The organism is Neisseria sp. 83E34 (assembly GCF_001308015.1).
Lineage (GTDB): Bacteria > Pseudomonadota > Gammaproteobacteria > Burkholderiales > Neisseriaceae > Neisseria.
Window position 1 is genome coordinate 60,312 of the sequence record NZ_LGYH01000004.1, and the last position, 19,106, is coordinate 79,417.

At 48.4% G+C, this 19,106-nt stretch carries 17 protein-coding genes; 8 read left to right on the top strand and 9 right to left on the bottom strand.

The features are described from left to right. Positions 1–49: 49 nt before the first annotated feature. The 3 genes from AKG09_RS05105 to AKG09_RS05115 form a co-directional block, all read right to left on the bottom strand. The gene (locus AKG09_RS05105) at positions 50–730 is read right to left on the bottom strand and encodes an epoxyqueuosine reductase QueH (protein WP_054618396.1); all 681 of its coding nucleotides are present in this window, start codon (positions 728–730) and stop codon (positions 50–52) included. A 144-nt stretch (positions 731–874) separates the two neighbouring features. Beyond that, complete coding sequence (locus AKG09_RS05110) at positions 875–2,002, bottom strand: aminotransferase class V-fold PLP-dependent enzyme (RefSeq protein WP_054618397.1); 1,128 nt, start codon at positions 2,000–2,002, stop codon at positions 875–877. A 194-nt stretch (positions 2,003–2,196) separates the two neighbouring features. After that, the gene (locus AKG09_RS05115; RefSeq protein ID WP_054618398.1) at positions 2,197–3,339 is read right to left on the bottom strand and encodes an extracellular solute-binding protein; all 1,143 of its coding nucleotides are present in this window, start codon (positions 3,337–3,339) and stop codon (positions 2,197–2,199) included. A 210-nt stretch (positions 3,340–3,549) separates the two neighbouring features. On the opposite strand from AKG09_RS05115, the gene recD reads away from it, so the two are divergent. After that, entirely contained in the window at positions 3,550–5,286 is a 1,737-nt protein-coding gene (gene recD, locus AKG09_RS05120; protein WP_054618399.1) for an exodeoxyribonuclease V subunit alpha, read from the top strand. A 431-nt stretch (positions 5,287–5,717) separates the two neighbouring features. Here the strand turns inward: recD and AKG09_RS11620 are convergent, their stop codons facing one another. Both AKG09_RS11620 and AKG09_RS05125 read right to left on the bottom strand, forming a co-directional pair. Continuing rightward, complete coding sequence (locus AKG09_RS11620) at positions 5,718–5,810, bottom strand: methionine/alanine import family NSS transporter small subunit (protein ID WP_082391806.1); 93 nt, start codon at positions 5,808–5,810, stop codon at positions 5,718–5,720. Beyond that, positions 5,807–7,333 carry a sodium-dependent transporter gene (locus tag AKG09_RS05125; protein WP_082391809.1) on the bottom strand — a complete coding sequence of 509 codons (1,527 nt, stop codon included), beginning with the start codon at positions 7,331–7,333 and terminating at the stop codon, positions 5,807–5,809. The genes AKG09_RS11620 and AKG09_RS05125 overlap by 4 nt, the downstream gene beginning before the upstream one ends. Before the next feature lie 399 nt (positions 7,334–7,732). Between AKG09_RS05125 and AKG09_RS05130 the strand changes: the two genes are divergently transcribed. From AKG09_RS05130 to AKG09_RS05160, 7 genes are all read left to right on the top strand, one after another. After that, on the top strand, positions 7,733–8,233 hold the full coding sequence (locus AKG09_RS05130; protein ID WP_054618401.1) for a hypothetical protein: 501 nt from the start codon (positions 7,733–7,735) through the stop codon (positions 8,231–8,233). 27 nt (positions 8,234–8,260) lie between these two features. After that, positions 8,261–8,923: a PspA/IM30 family protein gene (locus tag AKG09_RS05135; RefSeq protein WP_054618402.1), complete on the top strand. Its 663-nt coding sequence runs from the start codon at positions 8,261–8,263 to the stop codon at positions 8,921–8,923. Positions 8,924–8,986: 63 nt separating this feature from the next. Continuing rightward, positions 8,987–9,979 carry a tetratricopeptide repeat protein gene (locus AKG09_RS05140; protein WP_054618403.1) on the top strand — a complete coding sequence of 331 codons (993 nt, stop codon included), beginning with the start codon at positions 8,987–8,989 and terminating at the stop codon, positions 9,977–9,979. Between the two features lie 47 nt (positions 9,980–10,026). Next, positions 10,027–10,692, top strand: a complete 666-nt coding sequence (locus AKG09_RS05145) for a YqiJ family protein (protein ID WP_054618404.1) — start codon at positions 10,027–10,029, stop codon at positions 10,690–10,692. 148 nt (positions 10,693–10,840) lie between these two features. Next, on the top strand, positions 10,841–11,155 hold the full coding sequence (locus tag AKG09_RS05150) for a hypothetical protein (protein ID WP_231623902.1): 315 nt from the start codon (positions 10,841–10,843) through the stop codon (positions 11,153–11,155). 4 nt (positions 11,156–11,159) lie between these two features. Beyond that, complete coding sequence (locus tag AKG09_RS05155; RefSeq protein ID WP_156320803.1) at positions 11,160–11,378, top strand: hypothetical protein; 219 nt, start codon at positions 11,160–11,162, stop codon at positions 11,376–11,378. Between the two features lie 72 nt (positions 11,379–11,450). Further along, entirely contained in the window at positions 11,451–13,163 is a 1,713-nt protein-coding gene (locus AKG09_RS05160; RefSeq protein WP_054618406.1) for a flotillin family protein, read from the top strand. A gap of 294 nt (positions 13,164–13,457) precedes the next feature. Here AKG09_RS05160 and acnB read toward each other — a convergent pair whose 3' ends face one another. The 4 genes from acnB to AKG09_RS05180 form a co-directional block, all read right to left on the bottom strand. Next, positions 13,458–16,043, bottom strand: coding sequence for a bifunctional aconitate hydratase 2/2-methylisocitrate dehydratase (acnB, locus tag AKG09_RS05165; RefSeq protein WP_054618407.1), 2,586 nt, complete (start codon positions 16,041–16,043; stop codon positions 13,458–13,460). Positions 16,044–16,334: 291 nt separating this feature from the next. Continuing rightward, a complete protein-coding gene (locus tag AKG09_RS05170; RefSeq protein WP_054618408.1) occupies positions 16,335–17,138 on the bottom strand; it encodes a M48 family metallopeptidase in 804 nt (267 codons plus the stop codon). 57 nt (positions 17,139–17,195) lie between these two features. Continuing rightward, a complete protein-coding gene (locus tag AKG09_RS05175; RefSeq protein WP_082391811.1) occupies positions 17,196–18,029 on the bottom strand; it encodes a M48 family metallopeptidase in 834 nt (277 codons plus the stop codon). Between the two features lie 103 nt (positions 18,030–18,132). Beyond that, the gene (locus AKG09_RS05180; protein WP_054618409.1) at positions 18,133–18,816 is read right to left on the bottom strand and encodes an SIMPL domain-containing protein; all 684 of its coding nucleotides are present in this window, start codon (positions 18,814–18,816) and stop codon (positions 18,133–18,135) included. Between the last annotated feature and the right edge of the window lie 290 nt (positions 18,817–19,106).

Consider the following 19,106-nt stretch of genomic DNA (forward strand, 5'->3'; position numbering starts at 1 on the left):
GAAAACTTTTCAGACAGGCATTCTTCAAAAGGCTGTGCTGTAAGCAGAGCTATTCATCAGTTTCTTCGTCGCCGTAATATTTCACACCGATTTTAATCGGAGCGCGGCCTTGGGATTTACGGTGGTGGTTGGTGTCACGCAGTGAATAAGCGCAGCCGCAATATTCTTGTTGGTAGAAATGTTCGCGTTTGCTGATTTCAATCATGCGTGCGCTGCCGCCGCCTTTGCGCCAGTTGTATTCCCAGTAAACCAGATCGGGGTATTTTTCTGCTGCGCGCACGCCGCAATCGTTGATTTGGTTCATGTTTTTCCAGCGTGAAATGCCGAGCGAACTGGTAATTACGGGAAATCCGTGTTCGTGCGCATAAAGCGCGGTACGCTCGAAACGCATATCGAAACACATGGTACAGCGGCGGCCGCGTTCCGGATCCATTTCCATGCCTTTGGCGCGTTCGAACCAGTTATCCACGTCATAATCCGCATCAATAAAGGGTATACCGTGTTTCTCTGCAAAGGCGATGTTTTCGTTTTTACGAATTTCGTATTCTTTTTTGGGATGGATATTCGGGTTGTAAAAATAAATGGTGAAATCAATGCCTGAAGCGAGCATGGCTTCCATCACTTCGCCGGAACATGGTGCGCAGCAAGAATGCAGCAGCACTTTTTTGTGGCCGCCCGGCGGGGTGAGTATGGGGCGCTCGAAAGGTTTATCGTTTTGTAGTTTGCTCATGATGGTGTGCCTTACGAAGTTTCAGACAGGCATTGGATTGGATGGCTATTTATGTGCTTGTCTGAAAATATATCAAGCACATATTTTATCAGACTGAAAGGCCGCCCGAAAGCAGAGTTTCGGGCGGCCTTGTGTATGAAAAATTTAAAGTTTGTTTAAAGCATCTGCGAAAGTTTGAACTGTACGTTCGACATTTTGCAGCTTGTCTAAACCAAACAAGCCGAGGCGGAAGGTTTGGAAGTCGCTGCGTTCGCCGCATTGCAGCGGCACGCCGGATGCGATTTGAAGGCCGTATCCGATGAAGGCTTTGCCGCTTTGGATATCGGGATCGGTGGTGTAGCTTACCACTACGCCGGGTGCTTCAAAGCCTTGTGCAGCAACACTCGGATAGCCTTTTTCTGCCAGCAGAGTGCGGACTTTTTTTCCCAGCTCAAGCTGTTTTTCGCGCAGGTTTTCAAAGCCGATGTTTTCGGCTTCCTGCATCACCTCGTAGAGTTGGAACAAAGCATCGGTAGGCGGGGTGGCATGGTAAGCGTGGCCGCCGTTTTCAAAGGCTTCCATGATTTGCAGCCATTTTTTCAAATCCAGTGCGAAGCTGTCGGATTCGGTGGTTTGCACTTTATCGTAAGCCTTTTGGTTGAGCATGACCAAACCGCAGCCGGGCGAACCGCTCCAGCCTTTTTGCGGGGCGGAAATCAAGATGTCGATACCGAGTTTTTCCATATCCAGCCAGATGCAGCCCGATGCGATGCAGTCGATTACCAGCAGGCCGCCTACTGCGTGAGTGGCTTCCGCCAGTTTTTGAATGTAGTCGTCAGGCAGCATGATGCCAGAGGCGGTTTCAACGTGGGGTGCAAATACGATGGCGGGTTTGTAGGCGGCAATTTCAGCGCACACTTCGTCAATCGGCACGGGTGAAAACGGGGCTTGAGCCGCGTCTTTCTGGCGAGCGGTAAGCACTTTGGTGTCGGCTGCGAAGGCGCCTTTTTCTAGAATCTGCGTCCAACGGAAGCTGAAAAAGCCATTGCGCACAATCAAGCATTTTTCGTCGCGCGCAAGTTGGCGTGCCACGGCTTCCATGCCGGAGGTGCCGCTGCCGGGAATCACGGCAACGTGTCGGGCGCGGTAAACTTTTTTGAGTGTGGCGGATATGTGATTGAGCGCGGAGCGGAATTTTTGCGACATGTGGTTCAATGCGCGGTCGGTATAAACCACGGAATATTCCAGTAAGCCGTTTTCGTCAACTTCGGGGCGGGGCAGGGTGCTGCTCATACTAAAGATTCTCCTTGATTGTTTTATTCATGTAGGCTTGCTGCCTTGTGTCAAAAATATGTTGATTGCCATATTTTGTGCGGTTGCGGCCGCGTTTTAACTGCACGATATTAGCATTCTATGGCTGCAAATAAAAGCAATGCCTGTCTGAAAACTTTTCAGACAGGCATTTGCGCGGGTATAAGCACTGCGGATTATTTGCCCGCCTTGAGCTGCTGCCACAAGGCAACGGTTTGTTTTTTCGCTTTGTCGCTCATTTGCGGCATGACAAAACCGTTTTTCATATCTTCGGCGTTCGGGAAGATAGAGCGGGTTTCCACCAGCTCTTTCGGCAGTTTTTCACGCGCAGGCAGGCTGGCCGGTGCGAAGGTTACTTCCAAAGCGTTTTTGGCCGCCACATCCGGGTTCAGCGTCCAGTCGATATATTTGTGGGCGTTGACGATGTTTTTGGCATCGGCGGGAATCAGCCATGATTCAATCCAAAAGCCCATGCCTTTGGGGTTGAGCACTTCGATGCCGACTGTGCTGCCCACTTCTTCGGCGCGTTTCTTCGCCATGTTCAAATCGCCGCCGTTACCCGCTGCGATACAGAAGTCGCCGCGCGCCAGCTCGTCGATATAAGATGGGCTGAAACGTTTCACATCGGGGCGGATTTTTTCCAAAACTTTGGCGGCTTCGTCAATGTCGGCAGGGTTGGTGCCGGCAGGGTCTTTGCCTAAGTAGTTCAATACGATGGGGAACATTTCGCTCGGCGTATCCCACAAGGCGATGCCGCATTGTTTCAGCTTGTTGGTGTATTCCGGTTTGAATAATAAATCCCAGCCGTTTTCAGGCAGTTGGCCGCCCAGGATTTCTTTGCCTTTTGCGGTGATGGCCAGTGTGTTGACGCCGGAGAAATAGGGCACGGCGTATTCATTGCCCGGGTCGGCGGTTTCGAGCATTTTCAGAAGCTCGGGGTCGATGTTTTTATAGTTGGGGATTAAATCTTTATTGACTTTTTGATAGGCACCCGCTTTGATTTGGCGCGGCAAAAATGCGATGCCTGGCACCACTAAATCATAGCCGGATTTGCCGGTTAACACTTTGGTTTCCAGGGTTTCGTTGTTTTCGTAAAGGTCGTAGGTGAGCTTCAGGTTGTTTTGTTTTTTGAAGTCGTCTACGGTGCTTTCGTCAACGTAGTTTGACCAGTTGTAGATGTTTAGGGTGTCAGTTTGCGGCAGGTTGCTGCCGGCAGATGTGGCAGAAGCCGCTTGGCCGTTGGTTGGTTGTTCGGCTTTTTGTCCGCCGCAGGCGGCCAGCGCGAATGCAATCAGTGCGGTCAATAATGATTTTTTCATGATGGGTTATCATTCCTTGATGAGTGGAAAAAAGAGAGCCTTAGTGGTTTTGGATTAAGGCGGGAAACGATTTATTGTAATGGAGGATTTACAAAAAATCAAAATGGAAAAACATAGGCTTGATGCCTGTCTGAAAATAACATTCGCCGGGTATTTGGCTATAGAATACGGGATTCGTTCCATTTGAAGTGTTGATTGGTAATATTGATTATGAATTCCTTGGCGTTTGATGGTTTTGCGGCTGAAGCGGCGGTTGGTTTGTTGGAACGGGTTGCGCCCGAGGTTAGCTGTGTTGTATCGCCTTTTGTTGATAAGCTTTTTACTGCTTTGGCTGAAGGCCATTCGTTTATTTGGCTGGGCAAACAAGATGTTGCTGCACTGAAAAAAGCGGAGCCTGTTGTGGGTGAGGGGGTTGAAAACCCTCTGATTTTAAAGGGTAATAAACTTTTTTTTGGCAAAATGTGGCAGCTGGAGCGGGATTTGGCACGGCAGATTCTGCGCATTGCTGAAGTCAAACCGGAGCCGGTGGATTGGTTAAGCGCATCGCACCATTTGGCAGACTGGTTTTCAGAGCCCGGCAGCAGGGATCAGAAAGCGGCGGCGGCGTTGGCTTTGCTGCAAAACTTTATGGTCATCAGCGGCGGGCCGGGCACGGGCAAAACGACTACTGTAGCCAAATTGCTGGCTTTATTGTGCGTAAACTCGGGTAAGTTGCCGCGCATTGCTTTAGTGGCGCCGACAGGAAAGGCCGCTGCGCATATGGCTAAAGCGTTGCACCGCGCGTTGGGGCAATTTGATGCCGGATCGGATATCAAGGCGCATTTGGAAAATCTGGAAGGGCAAACGGTGCACCGTTTGCTTAAATTCAAGCCGCCTTATATGCAGCCGGTTTATTATGCCGATAATCCGCTTCCTTTGGATGTGATTGTGGTGGATGAGGCGTCGATGCTGGATACGGCGCTCTTATTGCAGCTTTTATCTGCGGTGCCGGACAGGTGCAGGGTGATTTTATTGGGTGACGAAAACCAATTGCCTTCCGTGGGTGCGGGCGCAGTTTTGGCTGCGCTTGCCCAACAAACAATGCTAACGGAAACAACTGCGCAGGAGCTTGCTAATTTATTGCCGGAACAGCCGTTTGACGTTTCAGACAGGCCTGTGCCTTTAGCAGAAAACATTGCACGTTTAACCATTAGCCATAGGTTTGGGGAACACAGCGGCATCGGCTGTTTATCGCGTGCGGTTGTGTGTGGGAATGCAGAAGATGCTATTGCGCAGTTTGAGCGGTTTCCAAATGAAATCAGTATTAACGATATGAATATTGACAAGCAGCTTGAAACTTTACATCGACTGCAGCAAAGCTACTGGCAGGCTGTGGCGCAAAATGATGTGAAAGCGGCTTTCGGGCATCAGGCCAACTGTGTGGTTTTGACAGCATGGCGCAGCAATGCAGAGCATTTCAATCAAGCATATCAGGCCTATCTGAAAAAAATCGGCATCATCAAGCAGGAAGAGCGTTGGTTTGCGGGGCAAATGCTGATGATAAGCCGCAATGATTATACGTTGGACTTGTTTAACGGCGATATTGGTTTGGTGCTGCGCGATAGCGAATCTGATTCGGGCGCACTGGCAGTTTATTTTCCCGATGGTACAGGGTTTCGCAAAATCGCCTTAAGCCGTTTGCCGGAATGCGAAACAGCGTTTGCTATGACGGTGCATAAAAGCCAGGGTTCCGAATATAAAGAAGTGTGGTTGCTGCCGCCCATGGGCTATGGAGTTGTTGAAACGGCGGAAGGCGGATTAAACCGGGCTTTGCTTTATACGGCGATTACCCGGGCGCGCGAGCGTTTTGTGTTTTTAGGCAAACAGGAAGCTCTTAAAGCTGCTTGTTTGCAGGAAGAAACGCGCCGAAGTGCGGTAAGGGAGATGTTGGCGGAAGGGATAAGTTGAGCGGGTTGGTGTTTATTATCGGTTAAGTATAAGCTTTCACGGAGTTTGCTATTCTTATGCCTGTCTGAAAACTATTTTTTCAGACAGGCATTTTTACAGTTTTATAGTTAATCAACTTAGAAAAATCACATGTTTAAATCATTAACGAATCTTGGCTATTACTGCCTGTCCGCTGGTACCTTTCTTTGCTTACTTTCTTCAGCGAAACAAAGAAAGTGAGTGCTGCGCGGCCATGAAGCGCAAGGGAATACAAAAATTAAAGGCGCACATTGCTATACCAAACTTTAAGTTGGTTAACTATAGTGAAATCGCTTATTTAAACAGTTGTGTCATAGTTTAGATCTTATCCGAGTGTGCTTTCCTTTTATTTATAGTAAAAAATGCCTGTCTGAAAGCCGCTTTCAGACAGGCATTTTTTACAGCTTGATAAGTTACTCTTTAGGCAGACGCAGAATAGATACAATCAATCCGCCCCAAATAACCAAAATTGAAATAACCATCATAATGATTGCAGGCGTACTCATGATTTGTCTCCTGTCGGTTGGGTGGGTTTGTCTTCGTGCGGCCAGCTCAGTTGGGATAGCATGAAGGCGATGACCAATAAACCGATTGCCATGCCCCAGCCCAAGCTGCCGACAAACCATGCCGGATAGCCTTCGTAGCCTTCAGACAGGATTTTTTTCGCCTCGGTAAACAGCATGAAGCCTAAGATAGCCGGTGTGATGATGCCTGCAAACAAGCGCCACAAGAAACCGAGTTTGAATGATGAAGTGGTGTTGACATGCGTGGTGAGCTGGTTGAAATTTTTAGTCAGCGTGATGCAGAGGATAGAAATAAAGCCTACGGCCACAATGCCGAAACTGTTTACAAATTTATCCATCACGTCTAAAACCGGCAAGCCTGTGGTGGTGCCGAACAGCAGGGTGGAAATCACCATTAACGGCAGGCACACGATAATGGTGGAGGTGATGCGGTGCATGCGCAGTTTATCTTGAATGGCTGCAATGATCACTTCCAAAATTGAAATCAGAGAAGTCAAACCGGCAAACACCAAAGAGCCGAAAAACAATACGCCGATAATGGCACCAAACGGTGCTTTGTCGATAATTGCCGGGAACGCGATAAATGCCAAACCGATGCCGGAAGTGGCGACTTCGCTCACTTCTTTACCTGCCGCAGCAGCCATAAAACCCAATGCGGCAAACACGCCGATACCGGCCAGCAATTCAAAGCTGCTGTTGGCAAAGCCCACAACCATGCCCGTGCCGGTTAAATCCGTATCTTTTTTCAGATAAGAGGCATAGGTGATCATGATGCCGAAACAGATGGAAAGTGAAAAGAAGATTTGGCCGTAAGCGGCGAGCCACACGGTAGGCTCGGTAAGTTTTTCCCAGTTAGGTGTAAACAAAGCGTTCAAGCCTTGGGATGCGCCGGGTAAAAATAATGCGCTGACCACCAGAATCAGGAACATCACTGTCAACAAGGGCATGAAAAACTGAGAGGATTTACCCACACCTTTTTGAACGCCCAAAGCCAAAATCAGCAAAGTAACTACCCAAACACCGATTAAGGGGCCGACGATGTTGTCGACGAAATTGAGACCCAGCGAGGCGCCGTCGGCCATTTGCAGATAATCTTTAAAGAAGAAAGCCGACGGATCAGCGCCCCAGCCGCTAAAAAATGCGAAATAGGTATAGCTGGCGGCCCAACCGATGATTACGGCGTAATAAATCGAGATAATCACATTAATCAGTACCTGCCACCAGCCGAAGGTTTCAAAATGCTTACTCATGCGGCGGTAAGCCAGCGGTGGAGAGCCGCGGTATTTATGCCCGATGGCATAGTCTAAGAAAAGCAATGGGATACCGGCGGTGAGCAGGGCAACCAAATAGGGGATGATAAAGGCGCCGCCGCCGTTGTCGTAAGTGATATAAGGAAAGCGCCAAATATTGCCCAAGCCCACAGCAGAACCGATGGCGGCAAACATAAACGCCTTGCGGGAGGAGAAAGTTTCCCGCTGGTGTTTTTTCGGATTTGAATCAGACACGATAAATACCTCAATGAAATATGTGGTAAATCAGTTGCTTATGAAATAATTTCTGGCAACAGTTATCTTTATGGTTGCAAACAAACCGACTTACTTTTAGCGTTTTGTAAAGTTATGCCATAAAAAATTAGGGTTATCGTAAAAAAAAATCAGAAAAATGGCAAGCAACAGGTCGATATTTGTTTGTGTTGGTGATTTGGTTATTTGCAAAGCAGGATGTGGAACTTAATTATTTAGAGATGGCTGAAAAGCGGTATTTTAAATGCCTGTCTGAAAGGTTTTCAGACAGGCATTTCTTCGTTTGCAAAATTTTTGCACAAGTGATGCATATTTTTCTTGCTATTTGAATTCATGTTTTGTATATTTGTATTCAAATGAATACAAAAGAAACTATTTGAAATGAATGCAGGCAACAGAATACCGGTTAGCGTGAGAATTTCTCAGGAAGATGCTGATTTTATAGCAAATTTAAATATAGAAGATGCGAATACACCTTCTGAGAAAATCCGCGAATTATTAAAGCAGGCGCGTTTGGCGCATACGCAGATGCATGATTACGGCTCGGCGTTGAATGCGACGGAGCAGTTTTTCCAATCAGCCAAGCATAAAGTGCTGCATGCTGAAAAAGAATATGGTGTGCACTCCCACATTCTGGCGCGGGTGTTTGAATTGCTGCCGGATTTGAGCGCGACATTGGCGGCCGATTTACCCGAGGGTGCTGATTTGGACATGCTGAAAAAATATGAGCGTGAAGTGATGTGGCGCATTGTCCGCCTGACAGACAGCATCCTCCAGCTGGCGATTACCGGAAAAGGCGCGGCATATGACGATAATGTGTTGGGCGAGTTGGAAAACACATTGAAGCTGGCGCAGATTGTGCAGCAGGCCGGCGATGTATAAATGCAGACAAACAGGAAAGGAAAGAATATGAGCGAAACATTGGCACGCAGAGTGGGGCGTTTGGTTAGCGGTGGTTTTCATGCCTTGGTGGACGCTGCGGAAAACTTGGCTCCAGAAGCGGTAATGAACGAAAGTATGCGCGAAATCGAGCGGGCGATTGATGAAGTGCGCGCGGAATTGGGCAAGGTGTTGGCGCAAAAGCATTTGGCCGCTAAGAAAATGGCGGATGAAAGTAACCGCCACGAAGCTTTGAGTGAAAGTTTACAGGCTGCGGTTAACAACGGCCGCGATGATTTGGCCGAGGCGGGCATTGCCGAGCAAATGGATATTGAAGCGCGTTTGCCTGTGTTGGAAAACACGATTGCCGATTGCGCTACGCAAGAAAAAGAATTGGAAAGCTTTATCGCGGCCTTACAGGCGAAAAAGCGAGAGATGCAGCAGCAATTGCAGCAATGGCGCGCGGCGCAGCAACGTTCGGCAGGCCCTGCGGACGCCGCAGGCGGTGATTTAAACCGCATTGCGCGCGATGCCGAAAAAAGCGGCAACACGTTTGACCGCGTAATGGGCCGCCAAAATGCCGTGCACAGCAGCACCGAAGCCGCGCAGTTGGCCAAGTTGAAGGAATTGGAAGATTTAAGCCGCAGCAATCGGATTAAAGAGCGGCTGGCCGCTTTGAAAGCCAATAAGTAAGCCGTTTTCAGACAGGCATCAATCATTCAGGTATGCCTGTCTGAAACACTTGGAAAGCAAACCATGTATCCATCTGAGCCTAAGCAAAAAAATAACAATAAATGGCTGGCTGTTGCGGCTGTTGTGTTGGTGTTGAGCATTGCCGGCTTGGTTTATGACAATTGGGATGGTGCGGCTGTTGAGGCATCATCATCCGAATCTGCTCTGCCTAAACCGGTATCACCGGCACAAGCTAACCGATCCGAAGCCGCCGTTGTTGAGCAGCGGAAAATTCCCCTTGTTGCTGCGCCTACACCTACGCCCGCCTCAGCCGCATTGCCCAGCAACACGCCGCAAGATGCCGAAGTTAATGAGTGGTATGCACAAGCTCAGGCTCATATGCGTAATGATGAATGGGATAAGGCTTTTCCGCTTTGGGAAAAAGCGGCAGCAAAAGGGCATGCCCGAGCTTTAAACAATCTTGCAGCTGCTTATTTGGAAGGAAGAGGAGTCAACAAAGATATCGAGCGTGGCTGCCAGCTGATGGAGCAGGCGGCAAACAAAGGCGCTTCTGTGGCTACTTGGTCAAATTTGGGCATGTGTATTGAAGATTTGCCTTCTCCCGATTACGAAAAAGCGGCTGCGGCTTATCAAAAAGCGGCTCATGGCGGCATGGGCGATGCGCAAATGGCCTTGGGCAGAATGTATGCCATTGGAAGAGGCGTGCCACAGGAAACTTCTTTTGCGCTTTATTGGATGGGCATGGCTGCGGGTAACCGTTACCCGAATGCGCTGCGTAGATTGGGCGAGTGTTTTTCACAAAGGGGATGCAGTAAACAATATTATGATCCGGCCATCGGTTATGCTTTGCAGCAGGCTGCATTTGAGCGTAGCGAAAAAAGCAGGAGTATTTTGAAACCTTTCCATCAATGGCGGCTGCGTTCCAAAGCTTTAAGCGGTTTGAGTGAACGCGACAAAAAATACGCCGAAGAATATCGGGCTGAATGGTCTGAACTGGACGATAAACAACTGGTGGAAGCCGCTTTGCTTGAAAGTGGTGCTGTCAAGCCGAGGTAAATGTTTTTCAGACAGGCCATCTGCCTTGCAAACACAAAGGAACGATTATGTGGGATTTAATCAATGCGCCGCAAACCCAGATTTTCGGCATAGCCATCATGTTGATGGTGTTGCTGGGAGTGGTGGAAACTTTATCGCTGGTGTTTGGCGGCATCAGCAATTGGGTAGATGGTTTGCTACCAGACAGTTTAACGGAGCCGACACACGCCGAAATCGGGCTGGACGGTGCGGATGCAGGCGCACTGGTGCGTTTTTTAAGCTGGCTTTATGTGGGCAAAATTCCGTTGCTGATGTTGATGGTGGTGTTTCTGGCTGTGTTCGGTTTGCTCGGCTATATCTTGCAGGCCTGTCTGAAAAACTTTGTCGGCTTTTATCTTAACGGTTTTCTGGCTGCGGGGGCAGTGTGGTTTGCCAGTTTGCCGGTTGTACGGGTGGTAGGCGGCAGGCTTTATAAAATCATGCCGAAAGACGAAACCACCGCCGTCGAGCAAAAAAGCCTGGTCGGCCGCGTCGGCGTGGTGGTGTTGGGCGAAGCGAGACACGGCAGCCCGGCAGAAGTGCGCGTGAAAGACGGCTTTGGCCAGCAGCATTATGTAATGGCGGAGCCGGACAACGGCGGCGTGCTGCAACAAGGTGAGGCTGTGTTGCTGGTATCGTTGGAAGGGAACACGTTTAAAGCGATTGCCAATCCGAGCGGCAGCTTGGTGGATTAGTTAAGATTTAAAGAGAAGTTTGTAGAAGTGATTTTGTAATTATTTATTTAGGGAAACAGATATGCCAAGAAGATTGGATCCCATTCCTGAAGGAATGAAGCAAACTTTATGAAATACATCTTTTGAAAATCAAGTTGTTACTTGGTTAATGCAAGACGGGTGGCAGGTATTTACACCTATTTTAGATCATGGTCATAAAACAGATGTATTAATTTCTGACGGTAAACGCTATTTTCGTATCCAAATCAAAACGGTAGATGCTAACAAGGGAAAGAAACAAGAAATTTTTAATGTTTGGGGAGAGTGTAAGATTGATTTTGTTATTTACTTTGCTCGTAATGGAGAATGGGGTTTTATAGTACCTGCTTTTTATGAGAATAAAAAGGTTTTAAATGATCCCGAGCATAAAATGTTTTTGTTGAAGAAAAATGAATTTTTAACTGCATTTCACATGGTTGATTAACAATTTGATTTATTTATATATTTTTCTAATTTACGTTTTGGTCAGCCTATATTTCAAATGGCTGCTTTCATGGGGTGGCGCGGAAAGGATAGAAGGCTGGCTGGCCGGTTTTTTAATCAATTTGCAGTCAACCGGTTGGGATACCGAGCAAATCCGGTTTTATGCTTTGCTCTCGTGGATTGCGTGGACGGTTTTTTGCGTGGTGTTGCTGTTGGCAAGTTGATGTGAAAAACATCAATATGCCTGCTTAAAAATTTGTTGAGTGGTATTGAATTAAAAGAAGAAAGGAAAGTTTATGGGTTGGATTTCAATTGCGAGCATTGCCGGTATCGTGCTGGTTGCCTTGTTTGTGCTCGGCCTGATTTTGGCGCGTCTGTATCGCCGTGCGAGCAAGGAAGTGTCGTTTGTGCGCACCGGCTTTGGCGGGGAAAAGGTGATTATGAACGGCGGTGCATTGGTGTTGCCGGTGTTGCATGAAGTGATTCCGGTGAATATGAACACTTTACGGCTGGAAGTGCGCCGTGCTGCGCAGCAGGCTCTGATTACGCGCGATCGGATGCGTGTGGACGTGGCGGCGGAGTTTTATGTGCGCGTGAAGCCTACCTCCGACAGCGTGGCCACGGCGGCGCAGACTTTGGGAATGAAAACCATGTCGCCCGAGCAGCTGAAAGATTTGGTGGAAGGTAAATTTGTGGATGCGCTGCGTGCGGTGGCTTCCCAAATGGCAATGGAAGAATTGCACGAAAAACGGGGCGATTTTGTGCAGAAAGTGCAGCAAGTGGTGTCCGAAGACTTGTTCAAAAACGGCCTGGAGCTGGAAACCGTGTCGCTGACCGGCTTGGATCAAACAGCGTTTGAGTTTTTCAACCCGCAAAACGCGTTTGATGCCGAAGGTTTGACCAAGCTGACAGAAACCATCGAAGTGCGCCGTAAAAAGCGCAACGATATCGAGCAAGACACGGATTTGGCGATTAAAACCAAAAACTTGGAAGCGGAGCGCACACGCCTGCAAATTCTGCGCGAAGAAGAATATGCCAAATTGGAGCAGGAGCGTGAAATTGCGGTGCGTAAAGCCGAGCAGGAAGCCAGTATTGCCGAGCAGGAAGCGGCTAAAAAACGTGAAGCCGAAGAAGCGCAAATTGCCGCTGCACGCGAGGTAGATTTGAAACGCATTCTGGCCGAGCGCGATATTAAAAACGAAGATATCCGCAAAGCGCAGGCCGTGGAGCAGGCAGAGGTAGAACGCCGCAAAGCGATTGAGTTGGCCGAGCAAGACCGCGCGATTGCGGTGGCGGAAAAATCCCGCGCCGAATCGGAGGCTAAAGCCGAAGCCGACAAAGCGCGTGCGGCTGCGGTGCGCGAAGAAGAAAGTGTGATAACCGTGCGCGAAACCGAGCGTGCCGAGCGCGCCAAAGCAGTAGAATTGATTGCGGCAACCGAGGCGGCGCAGAAAGAAGCGATTGCCGTAACCGTGGCTGCGGAAGCCGAGAAGCAGGCAGCGCAAGACCGCGCGGAAGCCGTTCGCATCGCGGCGCAGGCGGAGGCAGAGCAGGCACGTTTGGAGGCGCAAGGTCAAGCCGATGCGCAAGTGTTACTGGCCCAGGCGCAAGAGCAGCAGTATAAAGTTGATGCCGAAGGCAAACGCGCGGTAAACGAAGCGGCCAATGTGCTTTCGATTGAGCAGATTGAAATGCAAATCCGTTTAGCTATGTTGAAACACCTGCCTGACATTATCCGCGAATCGGTTCGCCCGATGGAAAACATCGACGATATCAAGATTCTGCAAGTCAACGGCTTGGGTGGTTTCGGCAGCACAAGTGCGTCAGAAGGTGTAGAAGGCGCTACACCACAAGGCAATCTAGCCGATCAAATGGTCAACAGCGCTTTACGCTATCGCAGCCAAGCCCCTTTGGTTGATAATCTGTTGAAAGAATTGGGTTTAAACGGTGGTGACATCAATGGGCTGACTCAAGGCTTGGATAAAACAATCAGCCCGAAAACGGAATAATGACTGAGTGAAAGTATTAATGCCTGTCTGAAAAGTAGTTTTCAGACAGGCATTTTTATTAGTCCGGTCACATCAGACTCAGGTTTGCCCCGAGTATTTTGAGTTTCAGTAAATTTTGGGATTCTCGGGACAAGCCCAAGCCTGACGTGTGTACTTTTTAAGCTAATTGACTATATACCAAAATTTAGGGCTAATTTACATAGTCAAAAAAAAAACGGGATATTAACTATCCCGTTTTTGTCCAGACAAACATTTAATGCCTGTCTGAAAGATTAACAGCGTACCGTTTAACATTTAAACTTTAACAGTCTCTGCTACTTCATTGTAGCTGTCGATTTCATTGAAGTTCATGTAACGGTAGATTTGATCACCTTGCTCATTGATGATGCCGATATTGGCTTGGTATTCCTCAATAGTCGGGATTTTACCTAGCTTCGAGCAGATGGCCGCCAACTCCGCAGAACCCAAGAACACGTTGGTGTTTTTACCCAAACGGTTCGGGAAGTTACGGGTTGAAGTCGACATCACGGTTGCACCTTCGCGCACTTGTGCTTGGTTACCCATACACAGTGAGCAGCCCGGCATTTCCATACGGGCACCGGCACGGCCTAACACGCCGTAGTGGCCTTCGTTAGTCAGCTCTTGGGCATCCATCTTGGTCGGCGGGGCTACCCACAGGCGTACCGGAATATCGCTCTTGCCTTCCAACAGTTTGGAAGCTGCGCGGAAGTGGCCGATGTTGGTCATACAAGAACCGATAAACACTTCGTCAATCACGGTACCAGATTTTTCTGACATGAAGCATACGTCGTCAGGGTCATTCGGGCAGGCAATAATTGGCTCTTTGATGTCGTCCATATTGATTTCGATAACAGCAGCGTATTCTGCATCTTTATCGGCTTCCAACAGTTTAGGATCGGCCAACCATGCTTCCATGGCTTTGATACGGCGTTCCAAAGTACGCGGATCTTTATAGCCGTCTGCAATCATGTTTTTCATCAACACGATATTGGACTTCATGTATTCGATGATCGGCTCTTTGTTGAGCTTCACGGTACAGCCCGCAGCAGAACGTTCGGCAGAGGCATCAGACAATTCAAATGCTTGCTCTACTTTCAAATCAGGCAAACCTTCGATTTCCAAGATACGGCCGGAGAAGATGTTTTTCTTGCCGGCTTTGGCTACAGTCAGCAAACCTTGTTTGATGGCATACAGCGGAATGGCGTTTACCAAGTCGCGCAGGGTTACGCCCGGTTGCAGTTTGCCGCTGAAACGTACCAATACTGATTCAGGCATATCCAAAGGCATTACGCCGGTTGCCGCAGCAAACGCTACCAAACCAGAACCGGCCGGGAAGGAAATACCTAACGGGAAGCGGGTGTGAGAGTCACCGCCGGTACCGACAGTATCGGGCAGAAGCAGGCGGTTCAGCCATGAGTGGATCACGCCGTCTCCCGGACGCAAAGCCACACCGCCGCGGGTAGAAATGAATTCAGGCAGTTCTTTATGGGTTTTCACGTCAACCGGTTTCGGATAAGCGGCGGTATGACAGAAAGACTGCATTACTAAATCAGCAGAGAAGCCCAAACATGCCAAGTCTTTCAACTCGTCGCGGGTCATCGGGCCGGTGGTATCTTGAGAGCCGACGGTAGTCATGCGCGGTTCGCAGTAAGTGCCGGGGCGAACGCCTTGACCTTCAGGTAAACCGCAAGCACGACCAACCATTTTTTGTGCCAAAGAGAAACCGGCTTTGCTTTCGGTAGGAGCCTGAGGCAGGCGGAATTCGGTAGAGGCGGGCAAGCCCAAAGCTTCACGGGCTTTGGCAGTTAAACCACGGCCGATAATCAGGTTGATACGGCCGCCTGCTTGTACTTCGTCCAGTAATACTTGTGATTTCAGTTGGAACTCGGCAACGGTTTCGCCGTTTTTCACAATCTTGCCTTCGTAAGGCAGGATGTCAACTACATCACCCATTTTCAGTTGAGATACATCTACTTCGATAGGCAACGCGCCTGAGTCTTCTTGAGTATTGAAGAAAATCGGAGCAATTTTGCCACCCAAGCATACGCCGCCGTAACGTTTGTTCGGTACGAAAGGAATATCCAAACCGGTATGCCAAATCACAGAGTTAGTGGCAGATTTACGGGAAGAACCGGTACCCACTACGTCGCCCACATAAGCAACAGGGTGGCCTTTGGCTTTTAATTCTTCCAGCAGTTTGATGGGGCCGACTTCACCCGGTTTATCGGGGTTGATGCCGTCGCGCGGGTTTTTCAGCATGGCCAATGCATGCAGTGGAATATCGGGGCGGCTCCATGCGTCAGGAGCGGGAGAGAGGTCGTCGGTATTGGTTTCGCCGTCGACTTTGAATACGGTAACGGTAATTTTTTCAGGCACTTTTTCGCGTGAAGTGAACCATTCGGCGTTAGCCCAAGATTCCAAAACAGCTTTGGCGTGTGCATTGCCTTTGTCTGCTTTTTCTTGTACATCATGGAATGCATCAAACATCAGCAGAGTGTGTTTCAAACCTTCAGCGGCAATCGGAGCCAGTTTTTCGTTGTCTAAAAGTTCAATCAGCGGATGAATGTTGTAACCGCCAAGCATAGTGCCGAGAAGTTTAGTTGCATACTCGGGAGAAACCAACGGGCTGGTTACGCTGCCTTCAGCAACGGCGGCAAGGAAAGATGCTTTTACTTTTGAAGCATCGTCCACGCCGGGCGGTACGCGGTTGGCAAGCAGATCAACCAGAAATTCACCTTCACCTGCAGGCGGATTTTTCAACAGCTCTACTAAATCAGCGGTTTGTTGTGCAGTGAGAGGAAGGGCGGGAATACCGAGCGCTTCGCGCTCTGCAGCAGCTTTGCGATAAGCTTCTAACATCATTTGTTCCTTTATGCGTGTTTTTCTTCTGAAACCGCATGTAGTCATGCGGACTTACCAGCTATCATAAACTAAATTTTATGAAACAGGAAGAGTTTATGAAGCTTAGTTTTTGCTTGATTCACAAAGTGGTGTTTTGAGGGTAATGCCTGTCTGAAAGCTTTATGGGGTTTGTTGTAAAAGGCCGGATAATTGAGCGTGCTGCCGGTTTGTAAAACAGCTGTGGTGTACTTTGGGAGCGTTGGCAAAAAAAAACCGCCCGATTGGTTTCGGGCGGTTTTGAGTGTCGGGTTATCGGCGTTTTTTACTTTGTTCGTAAATAGGCATGACTTCCGGCATCATTCTGCGCAGGTTTTTCATGCGGGCGTCGTTGGATGGGTGGGTGGATAATATAGTACCCAAGCCGCCGTTGCTGCCTGCTACACGATTCATTTTTTCCCAAACGGTAATGGCTGCTTCGGGGTTGTAGCCGGCTTGTGCCATCAGGCGTAGACCGCCTTCGTCTGCTTCGTCTTCCTGTTTGCGAGAGAAAGGTTTGGTAATGCCCAAATCGCTAACCAGCGTTGTGCCTAAATTAACCATATCGCTGCTGGCGCCTGTGGAAGATTGCAATACGGCACCGCCGATGTCGGCAGCCAAACCTGTTAAGACTTGCTGGCCGACGGCTTTTTTACTGTGTTCGAGCAAGGCATGAGTCATTTCATGGCCGACAACGGCAGCGATTTCGTCATCGGTAAGTTTCAGGCGATCAACGATGCCGGTGTAAACTGCCATTTTGCCGCCGGGCATGGCCCAAGCATTCATTTCATTCGATTTGATAACAGTCATCTGCCATACGAAAGGCACGCCGGTTTTGTTGGCTTGATTAGCATAAGGCTTCATGCGGTTGAACACGGTATGTACGCGGCGAGAAGTTTGAGACGTGTTGTCTATCATGTTTTTATTACGTGCGGTAGTCACAACGTCGGTGTATTGTTTGGCCGCTGCTTGATTCAGCGTGGCTGTGTCATAGCCGACAACGTCGGCTATTCCGGTACAGCCCGACATACTTAAGCTTATCGTGGCGATCAAGGCTGTAAAGGTGGTTTTTTTCATGTATATAAACTCCTGCAAATTCGGCATTAATTATCAAATGCCTGTCTGAAAATATCGTTATGGTTGGTTTTCGGTTTGGCTGCATCCGCCGTTTGGTTTGTAATATTTTGTCGCTTCGGGCAACAATTTTTGCAGATTATCTATCCGCTGCTTATTGGTAGGGTGGCTTGAGGCGACAATGTTTTTAAAATTATGGTTACTTTTGAGGTTTTCCATTTTTTTCCACAAGCTTACGGCTTCTTGCGGATGATAACCTGCTTGTGCCATCAATTGCATGCCGCCTTTATCGGCTTTATTTTCTTGACTGCGCGAATAGGTCATTTTAACGCCATAGTGAGTGATGACATCTGTGCCGAGATTGGCGAAACCGCCGCTCACGCCGGTGGTGGCCTGTAAAGCGATGCCTGCTGTTTTGCCGGCAAGTCGGGTAAGCACTTGTTGGCCTGCTTTCTTTTTGCCGTGTTCTTTTAATGCGTGGGTCATTTCATGGCCGATAACGGCTGCGATTTCTCCATCGCTCAATTTAAGCGTGTCGGCCATTCCGGTGTAAAACGCCATTTTCCCACCGGGCATAACCCATGCGTTCAGCTCTTTGGATTTGATAACTGTTATCTGCCAGTCGAATGGTGTACCGGTTTGGTTTGATTGTTCTGCATAGGGTTTCATGCAGTTGAAAATCCGGTGGACGCGGCGGGCAGTTTCCGACTCAGTATCTACAAGATAGCGGCCGTCGGCAATCCTCATCATTTGGCGGTATTGTTTGGCGGCGGTCTGGTTGAGAGAAGCTGTATCATGGCCGGCCATTTCTGCAACGACATTACAACCGCCGAGTAACAGTGAGACGGACGATAATGCGAAGGCTTTTACAATGGTATGTTGGGTTTTGATCAAAATTCACACTTCCTGAGCTTAAGGAACATAGCATAAATAAACGGGTTGATTAATGCTTTTCGATGAAAGGTTACTCCGATAGCGTTTCGTGTCAGTGTCATACCTACATTTGAATGGAGCCGCTTACGGTTTGTATGATTTCTTCTGTGCCCGGGTTGTCGGCTGTCATTTCCGGTACGGAGGAAAGTGCGGCGTCCATAGTTTGGGATTTCATGGCTGCGGTTTGGCGCGTACGGAAATTGCTGTCTATTTGGATATTCACGATTTTATAGCCTCTGAAACCTAAAGTTTGGCTGATCACCTCGGCGCGTTTTTTAAAATTTTTTAAAGCCTGTTTGCTCAACTCATTGGTGATTTCGCTGCGTTTTTCAGGCGATACTGTAAAGCTTAAGCGCATTACGGCAGCATCATTTTGGCTGGCGGCAATCAGTTTGTTTAATGCTTGAAAATCTTTGCTTTCCACACTGACATACGCGCTGTCGTACCAGCCGGTTACTTTACCTTTTTCATTGTAATGGGGTTGGGTGCTGCGATTGATTACCGCACCTTTAAACGCTTTGTTGGCTGAAATTCGAGCATTGAGCGTATTGAGGCGTTGAGTAATCCGGTTGCTGACCGCCTGACGGTCTTTGCCTTCTTCTTCAATAGCAAAAACAACGCTCATTAAGTCGTTATCGGCAGTTGTGCTAACACTTTCCGAAAAAGAGACCACGTTGTAGTTTAAAGGTTCGGCAAATACCGGTGTAGCAATTAACGGCAGTAATAACAGAGCAATGGCTTTACGCATAAGTTTCTCCTTTTGAGTTGGAAAAAAACAGGTTACATATAAACGGAGATTATTTTATTCCTACTTTGACCATCTTAAGGGTTTACTTGTTTTGCATTTTAGACAAATACCGGCCATGAAACTTAAAATTTCCTACCATGTTGTTTTGTATTGTATGAAATATTGATTTTTACAGCTATACAAATGCCTGTCTGAAAAAAACTGTAAGTAAATTTGCTCTAATGGCTTGTCAAGCCTACTGCTTTAGCAGTATAACCGAATAGGCGTTATCATTAACGATTATTCATCTG